Annotated in this window: 13 protein-coding genes and 1 pseudogene; 11 read left to right on the forward strand and 3 right to left on the reverse strand. The window is 69.9% G+C overall.

Annotated features, from left to right (window positions below):
- The first annotated feature begins 100 nt into the window (after window positions 1-100).
- Window positions 101-1,513, forward strand: coding sequence for a purine-cytosine permease family protein (locus ACFV9G_RS00460; protein WP_378723772.1), 1,413 nt, complete (start codon window positions 101-103; stop codon window positions 1,511-1,513).
- Window positions 1,510-3,042, forward strand: a complete 1,533-nt coding sequence (locus ACFV9G_RS00465; protein ID WP_378723774.1) for a GMC family oxidoreductase — start codon at window positions 1,510-1,512, stop codon at window positions 3,040-3,042. The genes ACFV9G_RS00460 and ACFV9G_RS00465 overlap by 4 nt, the downstream gene beginning before the upstream one ends.
- 14 nt (window positions 3,043-3,056) lie before the next feature.
- Here ACFV9G_RS00465 and ACFV9G_RS00470 read toward each other — a convergent pair whose 3' ends face one another.
- Both ACFV9G_RS00470 and ACFV9G_RS00475 read right to left on the reverse strand, forming a co-directional pair.
- Window positions 3,057-4,172, reverse strand: coding sequence for a class II histone deacetylase (locus tag ACFV9G_RS00470; RefSeq protein WP_378723776.1), 1,116 nt, complete (start codon window positions 4,170-4,172; stop codon window positions 3,057-3,059).
- Window positions 4,172-5,431, reverse strand: a complete 1,260-nt coding sequence (locus tag ACFV9G_RS00475; protein ID WP_378723778.1) for a flavin-containing monooxygenase — start codon at window positions 5,429-5,431, stop codon at window positions 4,172-4,174. The genes ACFV9G_RS00470 and ACFV9G_RS00475 overlap by 1 nt, the downstream gene beginning before the upstream one ends.
- Window positions 5,432-5,599: 168 nt before the next feature.
- On the opposite strand from ACFV9G_RS00475, the gene ACFV9G_RS00480 reads away from it, so the two are divergent.
- From ACFV9G_RS00480 to ACFV9G_RS00500, 5 genes are read left to right on the forward strand one after another with little or no spacing between them, the layout of a single operon-like run.
- On the forward strand, window positions 5,600-6,052 hold the full coding sequence (locus ACFV9G_RS00480; RefSeq protein WP_176883886.1) for a RidA family protein: 453 nt from the start codon (window positions 5,600-5,602) through the stop codon (window positions 6,050-6,052).
- A complete protein-coding gene (locus ACFV9G_RS00485) occupies window positions 6,049-6,717 on the forward strand; it encodes a DUF1028 domain-containing protein (RefSeq protein WP_378723781.1) in 669 nt (222 codons plus the stop codon). Before ACFV9G_RS00480 ends, ACFV9G_RS00485 begins: the two co-directional genes overlap by 4 nt.
- 2 nt (window positions 6,718-6,719) lie before the next feature.
- Window positions 6,720-7,850 carry a M20 family metallopeptidase gene (locus ACFV9G_RS00490; RefSeq protein ID WP_378723783.1) on the forward strand — a complete coding sequence of 377 codons (1,131 nt, stop codon included), beginning with the start codon at window positions 6,720-6,722 and terminating at the stop codon, window positions 7,848-7,850.
- Window positions 7,847-9,322, forward strand: a complete 1,476-nt coding sequence (locus tag ACFV9G_RS00495) for an aspartate ammonia-lyase (protein WP_378723786.1) — start codon at window positions 7,847-7,849, stop codon at window positions 9,320-9,322. Before ACFV9G_RS00490 ends, ACFV9G_RS00495 begins: the two co-directional genes overlap by 4 nt.
- Window positions 9,323-9,342: 20 nt before the next feature.
- Window positions 9,343-10,260: a LysR family transcriptional regulator gene (locus tag ACFV9G_RS00500; protein ID WP_378723789.1), complete on the forward strand. Its 918-nt coding sequence runs from the start codon at window positions 9,343-9,345 to the stop codon at window positions 10,258-10,260.
- 33 nt (window positions 10,261-10,293) lie between these two features.
- On the opposite strand, the gene ACFV9G_RS00505 is transcribed toward ACFV9G_RS00500, so the two are convergent.
- Window positions 10,294-11,685, reverse strand: coding sequence for a purine-cytosine permease family protein (locus tag ACFV9G_RS00505; protein ID WP_378723791.1), 1,392 nt, complete (start codon window positions 11,683-11,685; stop codon window positions 10,294-10,296).
- Window positions 11,686-11,897: 212 nt separating this feature from the next.
- Between ACFV9G_RS00505 and ACFV9G_RS00510 the strand changes: the two are divergent.
- The 4 genes and pseudogenes from ACFV9G_RS00510 to ACFV9G_RS00525 form a co-directional block, all read left to right on the forward strand.
- A pseudogene (locus tag ACFV9G_RS00510) lies at window positions 11,898-12,374 on the forward strand (O-acetyl-ADP-ribose deacetylase); the annotation flags it as partial.
- A gap of 72 nt (window positions 12,375-12,446) precedes the next feature.
- On the forward strand, window positions 12,447-12,830 hold the full coding sequence (locus ACFV9G_RS00515) for a DUF6508 domain-containing protein (RefSeq protein WP_378723989.1): 384 nt from the start codon (window positions 12,447-12,449) through the stop codon (window positions 12,828-12,830).
- A 39-nt stretch (window positions 12,831-12,869) separates the two neighbouring features.
- Window positions 12,870-14,171 (forward strand): hypothetical protein, encoded by a 1,302-nt coding sequence (locus tag ACFV9G_RS00520; RefSeq protein WP_378723793.1) that lies wholly within the window; start codon window positions 12,870-12,872, stop codon window positions 14,169-14,171.
- Between the two features lie 383 nt (window positions 14,172-14,554).
- Complete coding sequence (locus ACFV9G_RS00525) at window positions 14,555-15,829, forward strand: DUF222 domain-containing protein (RefSeq protein ID WP_378723794.1); 1,275 nt, start codon at window positions 14,555-14,557, stop codon at window positions 15,827-15,829.
- Window positions 15,830-15,872 lie beyond the last annotated feature (43 nt).

Consider the following 15,872-nt stretch of genomic DNA (forward strand, 5'->3'; position numbering starts at 1 on the left):
AAAACCGGTGTTGGTCGGCGACCTTCGCGCGGCCCTACCGTGTTCTGGATCACGGGTCTCGGGCCCCACCCCGGAGCCGGCATCCCAGGAGGACATTCCTATGCAGCAAGAGCCAGTCGAGACCACGATCACAGTCGAGAAGCGCACCATCGACCACATCCCCGTGACCGAGCGGCACGGGCGAGCGCGTGACCTGTTCACCATCTGGTTCGGCTCCAACATCATGTTGCTCACCGTGGCCACCGGCGTCGTCGCGACCGCCGTCTACGGGCTGCCGGTGTGGGCCGCGGTCATCGCGCTCGTCCTCGGCCACGCGGTCGGCGGCGTGGTGATGGCGCTGCACGCCGCGCAGGGGCCGCAGATGGGCGTCCCGCAGATGCTGCAGACCCGGGCGCAGTTCGGCTCGTACGGCAGCTTGCTCGTCGTCATCCTGGTGATCTTCATGTACGTCGGGTTCTTTGCCTCCAACATGGTCCTCGGCGGTCAGGCGGTCTCCAGTCTGTTCGGTCTCGACGAGACCCTCTCGATCATCGTGATCGGCTTGGTCAGCGTCGTCGGCGCGGTCGTCGGCTACCGGATGATCCACGCGCTGACCGGCCTGATGAGCCTTGTCTCGGGCGTCGTCCTGGTCCTCGCGTTCGTCTGGATGCTCGGCGTCCACCAGCTGCCCACCGGCACCTTCCACACTGATGGCGCCACCCTGTCCGGCTTCATGGGCACGGTCTCGCTCGCCGCGCTGTGGCAGATCGCGTACGCGCCCTACGTCTCCGACTACACCCGCTACATGCCGCGCGACACCGGTGTGCGGCCCGCGTTCTGGGCGACGTACGCGGGTGCCGTGCTCGGCTCGCTGTTCCCGATGCTCCTCGGCGCGCTCGTCGGTGCCGCGCTGCCCGCGGCCGACACGGTCACCGGGCTGCAGGAGCTGACCCCGGGCGTCGGCGGACTGATCATTGCCGTCTTCGGCATCGGCATCGCCTGCACCAACGCGATGAACCTCTACTGCGGCGCCCTCTCCACGATCACCGTCGGCCAGACGATCTTCCCGAGGTGGGTTCCCGGCGCCTCGGCGCGTGCGGTCGTCTCCGCGGTCCTCTTCGCCGGCGCGGTCGTGATGGCGCTGGTCGGCAAGGACAACTTCCTGGTCAACTTCACCAACTTCATGCTCCTGCTGCTCTGCGTGCTGGTGCCGTGGACCGCCGTCAACCTGGTCGACTACTACGCGCTCAAGCACGGCGACTACGACATCGACTCGCTCTTCGAGCGCGACGGCGGCCGCTACGGCCGGTTCAACCTGATTGCGGTCGCCTGCTACTTCCTCGGCATTCTGGTCCAGATCCCGTTCCTGAGCACCGCGATGTACGTCGGCCCGCTTGCCGAGCGGCTGGGTGGCGTCGACATCTCCTGGATCGTCGGCCTGGCGGTGATCAGCCCGCTCTACCTGTTCCTGATGAGGCGCTTCGCCCGCTTCTCCGGTCATCGCCCGGTGGTCGAGGCGGGCGGCGTCGCATGACGGTGGCCGAGACGACCTTCGACTACCTGGTCGTCGGCGGCGGTACGTCCGGCAGCCTGCTCGCGGCGCGCCTGAGCGAGGACCCCGGCGTCACCGTGGGCCTCCTCGAGTGGGGCCCGGACGACGAGCACGAGCCCCGCGCTCGAGAGTTGCGACGCTGGGCGGAGATGCTCGAGGGCGAGTACGACCTCGACTACCGCAGCGTCGCGCAGGAGCGGGGCAACTCGGCGATCCGGCAGGCGCGGCTCCGGATCCTCGGCGGCTGCTCCGACGGCAACACGATGATCTCGTGGCGTACGCTCGCCGCCGATCTCGACGAGTGGGTCGACCGGGGCGCGGCCGGCTGGTCGGCCGACGTCGTCCAGCCCTACTACGACCGGCTGAAGACCCCGATCCGACCCGTGGCCGACGCCGACCGCAACCCGATGGTGGCCGACATGGTCGCCGCGGCGGCGACGGCGCTCGACATCCCGCTCCAGGAGGCCTGGAACGACGGCCGCCTGGATGAGCGCGCCGAGGGCGCGGGCTTCTTCGAGGTCGGCTACACGCCCGAGGGCAACCTCCGCTCCTCGACCTCCATCCACTATCTGCACCCTGCGCGGGCCACGCGCGAGAACCTCCACGTCGTCCTCGGGACGCGGGTGGAGCGGGTCGACGTCGTCGACGGGGTGGCCACCGGCGTATGCGCCCGGGTCGACGGCTCGCCGGTGCGGTTCTCCGCGCGGCGTGAGGTGATCCTGTGCTGCGGTGCGATCGACACGCCCCGGTTGCTGCAGCTCTCCGGCATCGGCCCGCGAGCCGTCCTCGAGGACGCCGGCGTGCCCGTGCTCGTCGACCTGCCAGGTGTGGGGGAGAACCTCATGGACCACGCCGAGGGCCTGGTCGTGTGGGAGCTGAAGGAGTCGCCGCCGCCGACCTGCGCGAGCGGCTGGGACGCCGGCGCGCTGGTCAGCATCACGGAGCCCGACGACCGTCCCGACGTCCTCATGCACTTCCCGGTCGAACCCTGGGCCGTCCATGCCGAGGCGTACGGTGCCGAGCTGCCCGAGCGGATCTGCTCGATCGCCCCCAACGTCGCCCGTCCCGCCTCCCGAGGCCGGGTCTGGATCACCTCGGCCGACCCCGGGGTCGCGCCGTCGATCGACTACCGCTACTTCACCGACCCCGAGGGCCGCGACGAGGCAGTGCTCGTCGCGGGCGTACGCCTCGCCCGGCGGATCGCCGAGGCCGAACCCTTCGCCTCGCGGCTGGTGCGCGAGGTCTTCCCGGGCCCGGAGGTGTGGACCGACGAGGAGATCAGCGAGGTCGCCCGGGCTACGCACCAGACCGTCTACCACGTCAGCGGCACCTGTGCGATCGGCGCGGACGACGACCCGCTCGCGGTGCTCGACCCGTCGCTGCGGGTGCGCGGCGTCGACGGGCTGCGCGTCGTGGACGCCTCGGTCTTCCCGCAGCTGGTCGCCACCAACCCGGTCGTCACCATCATGATGGTGGCCGAGCGGGCGGCGGACCTGATCAGAGAAGCCTGATCAGGTCCGCCTGATCAGAGCGACCTGATCTCCTCGGCCAGCTCGGCGACGATGGCGAGCTGGTGCGAGAGCGTCCGGGCGGACGGTTGCTGGGCGATGAAAGTCTCCTCGAACGGGTCGACGACCTCGGTGCGGATCCCCGAGAGCGTCTCGACGATCGCAAGACCGCAGAACGGCACCTCGGACTCGGCGTACCCGCCCTCGTGGACGGCGACCACACGGCCCTCGCAGACCTCGTCGGCCAGCTCCATGACCAGTGCGGTCATCTGGCGGAAGCTGTCGGCGTAGAGCAACTGGCGGGCCAGCGGGTCGACCATGTTGGCGTCGAGCCCGCTGGCGATCACGATCAGCTCGGGTGCGAAGTCGCGCACCGCGGGCAGCACGATGTCGCGCATCGCGGCCAGGTAGGTCTCGTGGCCCGATCCCGGCGGGAGCGGCACGTTGAGGTTGTAGCCGAGGCCGACGCCGTGGCCTCGGTCGGTGGTGGCTCCGGTGTCGACCGGGAAGCAGTTCTCCTGGTGGATCGAGACGGTGAGGACGTCATCGCGCTCGTAGTAGACCGCCTCGGTGCCGTTGCCATGGTGCACGTCCCAGTCGATGACGGCGACCCGGCCGAGACCATGCTCGGCCTTGACCGCCTCGACCGCGATCGCGATGTTGGCGAGCAGGCAGAAGCCCATGCCCTCCTCGGGCAGGCAGTGATGGCCCGGCGGGCGGGAGAGCGCGTAGGCGTTGCGGTAGCGGCCGCACACCACATCGGTGACCGCCCGCTTGGCTAGGCCCGCGGAGAGCGCGGCGATCTCGAAGCCGCCGTGCGAGAACAGTGCCTCCTGGCCGATCTCTCCGCCCCGCCCCGCGCTGAGCTCCTCGAACCGGTCCAGGTACGCCGCGGGGTGCACCCGCAGCAGGTCCTCGCGCGTCACCGGCTCGGCGCTGAGCACGTCGAGCTGCTCGGCCAGGCCGGAGACGTCGAGCAGCGACTTGAACCGCCGCTTCGACTCCGGCGACTCCGGGTGCCCGCCGGTCGCGAGCGGTTGCAGCCACCCGCCGACCGGCAGGAACAGCACGGCCTCACCGGTGCTGTGCCATAGGCAGCGCTCGTCGTGGTAGAACGCCGTGCCCGCGGTCATTACGCACGCGCCTGGCGGTCGTACGCCGCGTAGCTCCGCTGGGTCGCGATGTGGCCGGCGACGTGCTTGGCGTCGTGCCACACGCCCCAGATGAAGCTCGAGCCACGGCGGGAGAGCCAGGGGAGTCCGACGAAGTAGACGCCGGGCTCGGTGGAGACGCCGCGGCGGTGGGCCGGGCGGCCGTTCTCGTCGAGCGCGTCGACCTGGAGCCAGCCGTAGTCGGTGGCGAAGCCGGTCGCCCAGATGATCGTGGTGATCCCGGCCTCGGCCAGGTCGAGGGAGAGCAGGGGCGTGGTCGCAGCCGAAGGGGCGGGGCCGAGGTCACGGGCCGAGGGTTCCTCGGGCAGGTCGATGCCGTTGCGGGTGACGTACTCGTCGGCGGCGTCGAGGAGGGCGAGGTAGTTGGCGTCGCCCTGGGCGATGTTCTCGGCCAGGTCCTCGCGGAAGGTGAGCGTGCCGGCATCGAACCGGTCGGTCATCCCGACGAGCTGGATCCCCAGCGCCTCGAGGGCACGGAAGTCGACGGTGTGGCCACCGCGAGCGCCGCTGACGGCGATCGTGACGTGCTCCGCACCGGCGGCCGGGGTCTCCAGGTCCCACAGGCCCAGGACGCCGAGCCACCAGCAGAAGTCGCGGCCGCGGTAGCTGCGCGGGGGACGGTCGTGCGCACCGACCGAGAGGTGGACCTGGCGGCCGGAGCGCTGCAGCTCGTCGGCGATCTGGACACCGGAGGAGCCGGCGCCGACAACGAGGACGTTGCCCTCGGGAAGCTGGTCGGGGTTGCGGTAGTCGCTCGAGTGCATCTGCACCGGCACGGCGCCGTCAGGGACGATCGGCGGGTAGACCGGCCGCTGGAACGGACCGGTGGCGGCCACGACGAAGCGCGCGTCGATGACGCCGTCGGAGGTCTCGACCCGGAAGCCAGGACGGCCCTCGTGGCGGGTCACCGAGGTGACCTCGACGCCGGTCCGGATCGGAGCGGCGATCTTCTCGGCGTACGCCTCGAAGTAGGCGGCGACCTGGTCCTTGGTGGCGAACGCCTCCGCGTCGACGTCCTGGAACTCCAGGCCCGGGAACCGGTCGTGCCAGGCGGGGCCGTTGGCGACGAGCGAGTCCCAGCGCATCGTGCGCCAGCGCTCGGCGATCCGGTCACGCTCCAGCACGAGATGGGGTACGCCGTTGTCGCTCAGGTGCTCGCTCATCGCCACGCCGGCCTGACCGGCGCCGACGACGAGGACCTCGATCTGTTCGTTGGACATACTCAGATCCTGAGCCGCCACGCTGCTCGTGTCCAACAGATGTTGTTGGCCTTACCGATCGGATCAGCCGATGCAATCACCGCCACCGCCATTGCATCTGTTTCATTGACGGTAGTCCGTGGAAACATCTGTTGGACACATGCTCGCCGACGAGGTGAACTGGTCGTCGTGGAGACCAACAAACCCAGCAGCATCGTCGTCGGCGGACACACCCGGATCCGCCCGTTCAACACCAGCGTCACCTACCCCGAGCAGAACCTCGACAACGACCTGTGCCAGGCCGTCGTCGCGGGCAACACCGTCTACGTGCGGGGTCAGATCGGGCAGGACCTGGACACCAGCGAGTCGGTCGGCATCGGCGACGTCGAGGCGCAGACCGAGCAGGCGATGGCCAACATCAAGATGCTGCTCGAGGAGTCCGGTGCCGAGATGGAGCACCTGGTCAAGCTCACCATCTACATCGTCGACCCGCGCTACCGCGAGACCGTCTACCGGACGATCGGCCGCTGGACCAAGGGCGTGCACCCGATCTCCACCGGCCTGGTGATCTCCGCCCTGGCCCGTCCGGAGTGGCTGGTCGAGGTCGACGCGATCGCGGTCATCCCCGAGGTGACGAAGTGACCTTCTCCGTCCTCGCCACCGACGGCAACGGCGCCGTCGGCATCGCCGTGACCTCCTCCAGCCCGGCCGTCGCCGCGCGCTGCGTCCACCTGCGCCCCGGCGTCGGCGGCGCCTCCTCGCAGAACATCACCGACCCGCGCCTGGGCACCGAGCTGCTCGACGCGCTCGCCTCGGGCCTCGACGCCCGGGCCGCGCTGGCATCGGTCACCCAGGGCCGCGAGCACATCGAGCACCGCCAGCTGACCGTGCTCTCTCTCGACGGACAGGGTGCCGCGTACAGCGGGTCCGGGTCGCTCGGCATCCACCACCACGCCGTCGCACCGCAGGTCGTCGCAGCCGGCAACCTGCTGGCCGGCACCGAGGTCGTCGACGCCGTCGTCGCCGGCTTCCAGGCCGCCACCGGAGACCTCGAGGAGCGGCTGCTCGCCGCGCTCGAGGCCGGGCTGGCCGCCGGCGGTGAGGCCGGGCCGCTGCACTCGGCCGGCCTGTCCGTCGTACGCGATGTCGCGTGGCGGGTCACCGACCTCCGCGTCGACTGGAGCGAGCGCCCGGTCGAGGAGCTCCGCGACCTGCTGAAGGTCTGGCTCCCGCAGCGCGACGACTACGTCACCCGCGGCCTCGACCCCACCACCGCACCGTCCTACGGCGTGCCCGGGGACGAGTGAGCATGAAGCAGCACGCCGCCACCACCGTCAGCCGCGACGCCGAGCGCCTGATCCGGCTCTCCGAGCAGCTGCACGCGAACCCCGAGACCGGCTGGGAGGAGCACAACTCCTCCCGCTGGGTCGCCGAGACCCTCGAGGAGGCCGGGTTCACCGTGACCCCGGCCTACCTCGGCCTGGAGACCGCGTTCCTGGCGACCTTCGGCAGCGGGCCGTTCCGGCTCGGCCTCTGCGCCGAGTACGACGCTCTCCCCGGCCTCGGCCACGCCTGCGGCCACAACCTGATCTCCGCGATCACTGTCGGTGCGGCTCGCGCGCTCGCGCCCTTGGCCGACGCCGCCGGGCTGACCATCGAGGTCTACGGCACCCCGGCCGAGGAGGGCGGCGGCGGCAAGATCGAGCTGCTCGAGCGTGGTGCCTTCGCCGGTCTCGACCTGGCGATGATGGCGCACCCGGCGCCGGTCGACGTCGCCGAGGCGGAGCCGTTCGCGGTCTCGCACTCGCACGTCGAGTACCGCGGCAAGGCGGCCCACGCGGCTGCCTATCCCGAGCAGGGTGTCAACGCCGCCGACGCGTTCACCATCGCCCAGGTCGCGATCGGCCTGCTCCGCCAGCAGCTGCCTCCGACCGTGCGCGTGCACGGCGTGATGACCAACGGGGGAGAGGCGCCCAACGCCATCCCCGCGCGGACCGAGGGCCGCTGGTACGTCCGCGCCGAGAGCCTGGCCCAGCTCGCCGAGACCGAGGAGAAGGTCTGGCGCTGCTTCGAGGCCGGCGCGCTCGCCACCGGCGCGGCGCTCACCGTCGAACCGGAGAGCAAGCCGTACGCCGAGTTCCGCACCTTCACGCCCGCGCTGGCGGCGTACCGGCGCAATGCCGAGGAGATCGGCCGGGTCTTCGACCCGGGCACCCCCGCTCGCCGGATGAACCGGGCCTCCACCGACATGGGCAACGTCTCCCAGGTCGTGAACGCGATCCACCCCTACGTCGGCATCAACTCCGGGACCGCCCTCAACCACCAGCCCGAGTTCGCCGCGCACTGCGTGGGCGGGGACGCCGAGAAGGCGCTCCTCGATGCCGCGACCGCGCTGGCCTGGACCGCGCTCGACGTCGCCGGGGAGGCGAGCGCACGATGACCACCATCGACGCCCCGACCACCCGCACCGAGCACGACTCGCTCGGCCCGTTCGAGGTCCCGGCGACCGCCTACTGGGGCGTGCACACCGCCCGCGCACTGCGGAACTTCCCGATCAGCGGCACCACGGTCGGCTCGCACCGCTCGCTGGTCGCGGCCCTCGGCGCGGTCAAGCTCGCCGCCGCGCGCGCCAACCACGAGCTCGGCCTCCTCGACGACCGTCGCCACGACGCCATCGCCGCCGCCGCGCAGGAGGTCTGCGACGGGGCCCTCGACGACCAGTTCGTCGTCGACGTGATCCAGGGCGGCGCCGGGACCTCGACCAACATGAACGCCAACGAGGTCGTCGCCAACCGGGCGCTCGAGATCCTCGGCCTGCCGTTCGGCAGCTACGACGAGATCCACCCGCTGGACCACGTGAACCGCTGCCAGTCCACCAACGACGTCTACCCGACGGCCGTACGCCTCGCCCTGGTCGGCGCGATCGACCGCCTGGTCGAGGCCACCGAGGCCCTCGCCGACTCCTTCGCCCGCAAGGCGGCCGAGTTCCGCGCGGTCCCCAAGATCGGCCGTACGCAGCTCCAGGACGCCGTCCCGATGACGGTCGGCCAGGAGCTCGGTGCCTTCGCCATCACGCTGCGCGAGGAGCTGGCCCGGCTGGCCGACTCGCGTGTGCTGCTGTGCGAGATCAACCTGGGTGCCACCGCGATCGGCACCGGGATCACCGCCCACCCCGACTACCGCCGCCTGGCCGTCCAGCACCTCGCCGAGATCACCGGGCTGCCGGTTGTCGGCGCCGGAGACCTCGTCGAGGCGACCAGCGACACCGGTGCGTTCGTGCAGGTCTCCAGCGTGCTGAAGCGGATCGTCGTCAAGGCCTCCAAGATCTGCAACGACCTCCGGCTGCTCAGCTCGGGTCCGCAGGCAGGGCTCGCCGAGCTCCAGCTCCCCGCCCGCCAGGCCGGGTCGAGCATCATGCCCGGCAAGGTCAACCCGGTCATCCCGGAGATGGTCAACCAGGTCGCCTTCTGGGTGATCGGCAACGACCTCACCGTCACCATGGCGGCCGAGGGTGGCCAGCTCCAGCTCAACGCGTTCGAGCCGGTGATGGCCCACGGCCTGCTCCAGGGCTTCACCTGGACCGCCGCGGCCTTCGACTCGCTGCGGGAGATGTGCGTCGAGGGGATCACCGTCGACGCCGCCAAGCTCGCCGCCGCTGCCGCCGGCAACGCCGGCCTCGCCACCGCTCTGACCCCGCTGCTCGGGTACGCCAAGTCCGCGGAGATCGCCAAGGCAGCGCTGAGCGGTGCCGGCGCGGTGCGAGATCTCGCCCTTGCCACCGGGGGCCTTGACCCCGTCGTCCTCGATGCACTGCTGCGCCCCGAGACGCTCGCGAACCTCGACGCCTCCGGTGTCGACGGGGCGAACGGAGCGTACGGGGCGAACGGCGAGAACGGCGCGAAACGAGAGTGACTTCGGGCAGGATGGCTCGCATGGCCGAGCCGTCCTTCACCCTGACGCAGCTGCGCTACTTCGCCGCAGCCGCGGAGCTGGGCTCCATGACCGCCGCGTCACGCCAGCTCGTGGTCTCGCAGTCGGCCGTCTCGACGGCCGTCGCGCAGCTGGAGAAGGAGCTGGGCGTCCAGCTCCTCCTCCGCCACCATGCGCGCGGCCTGACCCTGACGGCCGCCGGTGAGGAGTTCTACCGCGAGCTGCGCAGCTACCTCGTGCACACCAGCGAGCTGGTCGAGGTGGCGCGCTCCGCCGGCCAGGCGCTCGTCGGCGACCTCACGATCGGCTGCTTCACCACCCTGGGTCCGTTCGAGCTGCCGCGGCTGCTGGCCGCCTGCGAGCAGGACCACCCCGGCATCCACGTCTCCGTGGTCGAGGACGAGCACGCCGCGCTCAAGAACGCGCTGCGCTCGGGCAGCTGCGAGCTCGCGCTCATGTACGGCTACGACCTCGACGACGACATCGACCACGTCCAGGTCGGCCTCGCGGCGCCGTACGTCCTCATCGGTAAGAACCACCGGCTGGCGCGTCGCAAGAAGGTCGCCCTCGCTGAGCTCGAGGAGGAGCCGATGGTGCTCCTCGACCTGCCGCACAGCGGCCAGTACTTCGAGCGGCTCGTCGAGTCCGCCGGCTTCCGCCCCCGGATCCGCCACCGCACGGCCGGGTTCGAGACCGTCCGGGCGATGGTCGCCAACGGTCAGGGGTGGTCGGTCCTCAACCAGCGCCCGGCCAGCGACACGACGTACGACGGCGCGCAGATCGTGACTCTGGAGATCAGCGACCCGGTCGAGCCCCTCGAGGTCGTGCTGGCCTCGATGAAGGGCGTACGCCTCACCGCCCGCGCCCAGGCCTTCGTCCGCTCCTCGGGCCGGGCAGCACGACGGCGGGAAGGCCGCTGACGCGACCTCCCCGCCGTGGGAGTGCTGGGTGCCTCAGGCGTGCGAGGCGAGAGCCAGCTCGCTCGGGGCGAGCTTGCGGCCGCGCGCGAGCAGGTAGTAGATCGGCGCGGTGGCGACCAGGCCGATGATCCAGCTCAGGTCGGCGCCGTCGAGCTTGTCGGCGACCGGGCCGGTGTAGAGCGGCGTCGCCATGAACGGGATCTGGACGACGATGCCGATCACGTAGGCGAGGATCGCCTGGCCGTTGAAGCGGCCGTAGATGCCGCCGTCGGCCGCGAAGATCGAGTCGAGGTCGTAGTTGCCGCGGTGGATCAGGTAGAAGTCGATCAGGTTGATCGCGGTCCACGGGACCAGCACGACGAGCAGCGCGAGCACGATGTCGACGAAGTGCGAGATGAAGTTGCCGGAGACGCCGATGGCGAAGTACGTCGAGGCGGCCATCACCACCAGCGACAGCACCACGCGGCTGCGGGCGGTCGGGATCCACCTGGCGAGGAACGTCTGCACGCAGGTGATGAGCGAGAGCACGGTGCCGTACAGGTTGAGCGCGTTGTGGCTGATCACCGAGAGCAGGAACAGGATGAGCAGCGGCGTACCGAACGCGCCGGTGGTGTCGCGGACCCCGGTCATGACCTCGACGCCCGGCTTCATCGCCAGCGCCACGATCGCGCCGAAGGTGAACGGAAGGATCGAGCCGAGGGTGCAGCCGAGGTAGGTGGCGGTGAAGGTCGCCTTCACCCCGACGCTCGCCGGCAGGTAGCGCGAGTAGTCCGAGACGTACGGCGCGAACGCGATCTGCCACAAGGCACCCAGCGAGACCGTCGCGAGGAACCCGGCGGTGCTGTAGCCGCCCTGCGTCCAGAAGCCCGCGGGCACGCCGGAGACGAAGATCGCGACGGTGCCGAGCACGATGCCGATGCCGAGGACCCAGGTGGCCACCTTGTTGAGCGAGTGGATCACCTTGTAGCCGATCACCGCGATCAGGCCCGAGCCGAGCGCCCCCAGGACGATGCCCGCCTCGACCGGGATCGGGTCGGCGATGCCGTGCAGCGACTGGCCCGCGAGGACGATGTTGGAGGCGAAGAAGGCCAGGTACATCACGGCCGCGATCACCACGACGATCAGTGCCCCGTAGGAGCCGAACTGGCCGCGGCTCTGGATCATCTGCGGGATGCCCATCTGCGGGCCCTGGGCCGAGTGCAGCGCCATGAAGACGCCGCCCACGAGGTGGCCGACCACGATGGCGACGACGCACCAGAACAGATCGAGCCCGAAGACGGTGACGCCGGCGGCACCGGTGACGACGGGCAGGGGAGCGATGTTCGTCCCGAACCACAGGGTGAAGAGGTCACGCACCTTGCCATGGCGGTCCTCGGGTGGGACGTAGCCGATGGTGTGCTTCTCGACGACTGGCTGGTCTGGCATGTTTCATTCTCCAAAGGGTGTGAGGCGCAGCACCCATGGTCGTGACCGCCATGTTCGTCTGGCAAACGAATCCTTTTGGGGTAATGCATCGGCAGAATCGATGACTGAAGGTGACCCCCTACGCCGAAGCACTATCGCACACCCTCGTCGCCTGCCGTGGCAGCGCACAGACACCGCCGAATGGACCGCCCGCGGTCATCTAGATTGACCGGGTGAAGATCACGGTCGTACGCGGCGACATCACCGAGCAGCAGGTCGACGCGGTCGTGAACGCCGCCAACTCCTCGCTGCTGGGCGGGGGAGGTGTGGACGGGGCGATCCATCGGCGCGGCGGCCCGGCGATCCTCGAGGAGTGCCGGCGGCTGCGGGCGGGGCATCTGGGTGGTGGCCTGCCGACCGGGCAGGCGGTCGCGACGACCGCCGGCGACCTGCCCGCGCGGTGGGTCATCCACACGGTCGGCCCGATCTTCGCGGAAGGCCAGGACAGCATCAGCCCGCTGGCCTCGTGCTTTCGCGAGTCGCTCCGGGTGGCCGACGAGCTCGGGGCGCGCACGGTGGCGTTCCCGGCGATCTCGACCGGTGTCTACCGCTACCCCCTCGACGAGGCCGCGTGCGTCTCGCTGTGGACCCTTGCCCGCACCCCGACCTCCGTCGAGGAGGTGCGCCTGGTGCTCTTCGACCAGAAGGCGTACGACACCTTCGACCGCGCCCACCAGGCCCTCGATCCCGCGGACGCCCAGATCGAGGTCGAGCTGCGGAGCGTGCCGGAGGAGAGGTGGCTCGAGGTCTTCGATGTTGCTGATGCGCTGACTCTTGAGGACCGGGACTTCGCCTGGGGTGGTGGCGAGAAGACCGCAGGTGGCGCGATCCAGATGCCCTATCCGGTCTACAGCGACCGGGTCCGTCAGCTCTACCGCTCGATCCCGGGCGCCACCGTCGACTGGATGAAGTGGATGCGCGGCAACCCGCTCCTAGCCGACTCTACCCGCCTCTCGGCCGCGCCGGTCGCAGACGCCGCCCGCCTCGCGACCGTCTATGTCCGCGGCGAGCGGTTCAACGACGGCGTCTTCGGCCGTGCGCTTCAGGACGGCTCCCTCGATGCGATCATCGCCCGGCTGCGTACGTGGTTCGAGAGCGAGCGCTGAGAGCACATGACCCTTGTCTCGGGAGTGAGAGGAATTGCTGTGAACAGTCGGACTGTCGTCGCGGTCCTGGCGATGGTGCTGACGGCGTCATCGTGTGCCGCCAACCGGGGGACCCAGTTGGCCGACGAGCTGAACGAGCGGCTCCAGGATGTCGACGGCATCGAGCGCGTCGACGTCGGGGGCAACAACGTACTGCCGTTCGCGGGTGACGCCAGCGGAACCATCGTCCTGGAGGACGGGATCAGCGTGCCGCGGGCCGGTGAGATCGCTGCGATCCTTGCGCCGTACGTATCCGGGAAGAGTCCCGACTACGAGCTGAATCTCCGGATCGACCGCGTCGATCTGCAGGTGAGCCCTTCCGAGGAGAGCAACGAGAGCGGGTTGCGGCTGCTCGACGAGGTCCGGCAGCGCACCGACCTGCACGGCGCTCTGATCGCCTATGGGTCCGGGCCACAGGCCTGTCTCGTCGAGGCCGAGGCGAGCGCCGATCCGGTGACGGTCTATGGCGGGCTCGTCACGCTCCGGAGCAGGACGTCCGGCTGTGAGAGCGTCGGTGTGCTGGTGAGGCACGGAGGCGATCAGAGCGTCACCGACGCTGCCGACTCCTGGGAGCATCTCGACGCGCTGCCCGCTGCGGTCTCGATGACGGAGGCGCTCGCCGGCCTGCGCGAGATCCGAGATCGGTTCGACGTCGCAAGCTATGCGATCGGGCCCGGCGAGCTGGTGCTGGAGATGAGTCGCGGCGAGGATGTGGTCGCGGCCGACGAGCTCGCCAGCGGGACCCCGGGCCAGCAGGTCAGCATCAGCGGCGGCAAGGTCAGCGCCTGGAACAGCGACGTCCCCGCCGCTCAGCTCGTCCTCGATCTCGCAGAGCTGCCTTCTGTCGGTTCGGTCCAAAGCGATGACCTCGGCCTCCAGATCGGCGGTGTCGACGTGGAGGACGTCGTCGCCGCGTACGCGGTGGTGGCCCCTCGGCCGGAGGCCGCCGCTCTCGGCCGGATCTCGATCTCCGGCACCGCCGGCGGGGAGAGATACCGGGTCGCAGGGACTCCCGACCTGGTCGCTGAGAGAGTTGCGGCGGCGCCGCGGCTGGCCGCGTACGCGCCGTTCACGTTCACGGATGACGACTTCTCGGTGACCGTTGCCATCGACCAGGTGCCCGACATGGTTGCCGTGGTCAAGCCACTCGCCGATCCTGGGAGGCTGGTCACCGTCCGCGACGGCCACAGGCGAGTGGTCACCTTCCGCGGCGCTGGGGACGAGATCGAGGTGTCCGAGGCCGAACGGCGCAAGGACGACAAGGTCCTGCTCGATGCGATCTGGAAGGCTTGGCGGGGGTGATCTTGCGGGTGGCTGTTCTTCGTGGCTGGGGTGGGCCGCCGACCCTTGCTTGAGGGTCTTCTCGATCTGGTCCGGCGTCAAGGACGGGCCTTCGGCCCGCCGGCTGCGCCGGCCGCTTCGCGGTCCTGGACTCCGGACCAGATCGAGAAAGATTTGGCTGGCTATCGGGGCGGCGGCCCGGGTGTGGCGCGGAGGATTCTTGCTGGGATTCGTGGGGCTTGTGGGGGTGGAGGGGTGGCCCTTCGGGCCACTTACCATCCACAGGAGCGAGTACGTTCGCTTACCGCGAAAAAGGCAGTTGACCTGCACCTATGGCTGGTTAGGTATCCGTCGAAGGCGTAGAATCAGACCCATCACGACACACCTCTGAGGGAGGGTAAGCGATGAGTCTCGGCCGCGACATCGACCCCTGGGGCACCAACCCCGGCGACGCGATCGACGCTGCCCTGCAGGCCGTCGAATCCTCCCTCCGCGACCTGCTCTCGAGCGACCCTGCCTATTGGCGGACCTCGACGAAGAAGGACCTGCTCGAGCGGTTGGAGACGCTCCAGGCCATGCAGGCCGCGGTGAGGCTCCGCGTGCTCGCTGCTGCGGGCGACATCGCCGAGGAGACCGGTGCGAAGGATGCCTCCGCGTGGATGCGCGCCGAGCTCCTCCTCGACAAGGCCGTGGCACGGTCGCAGATCAAGCTGGCGACCGGGGTGGCGAAGTACGACCTCGTCGCAGCCTGGCTGGCCGAAGGCGTGGTGTCTCTGGACAAGGCCCGCGTCATCACCCGGGCGTTGGACAAGGTCCATGCCGACCCCCTCGCGAGTGCCGAGGACCTGGCCCTGGCCGAAAAGCTGCTCGTCGACTACGCGACCCAAATGACGGCGAACGAGCTCCGCATCGTCGGCCGGAAGATCCTCACCGAAGTCGACCCCGCCCGATTCGAAGACGCCGAAGCCAAGGCCCTCCTCGACGAAGAAGAACGCGCCCAACAGAAGACCGCGCTCCGGGTCTGGGACAACCACGACGGAACCGTCGGGTTCGACGGGGTCCTGCCGACCTCGATCGGGATGCGGTTCAAACGACTCGTCGAGGCCTACGCCCAACCCCGCAAACAACAACTCGTCACCAAGGGCGCGGCCTTGCCGCCGTGGGAACGACTCATGGGACAGGGGTTCACCCGGCTCCTGGAGACCATCGACCCCGCCGCCCTGCCCCGCCACGGTGGGGATGCGACCACTCTCAACGTGGTGATCTCCCTCGACGAGCTCCGCAAGGACCTCGGCACCGCCACCCTGGGCTATGACGAGACCAACGGGACCACGATCACCGCCGCTGAAGCACGGCGGATGGCGTGCAACGCCACCATCATCCCCTGGGTGCTGGGCGGAGACGGCGAGGTCCTCGACGCCGGCCGGGCCAGCCGGTTCTTCCAGCCCATCCAGCGCAAAGCACTCCGGCTCCAGCAGAAGTGCTGCCAAGCCGAGGGCTGCGACATGCCCCCGGAGTGGTGCGACGCCCACCACCTCGACCCCTGGGCCGCCGGCGGGAAGACCGACCTCAAGGACGGGGCCCTGCTGTGTCCGCATCACCATCGTCTGGCGCACGCTCCGGCGTATGTCCATGAGCGACTACCTGATGGCACCATCCGGTTCACCCGACGCCCCTGACTGCGTCGTCGGATACCCGCCGGAAGTCGGCCGCGTCGCACCC

This window comes from Nocardioides sp. NPDC059952 (assembly GCF_042730435.1).
GTDB lineage: Bacteria > Actinomycetota > Actinomycetes > Propionibacteriales > Nocardioidaceae > Nocardioides.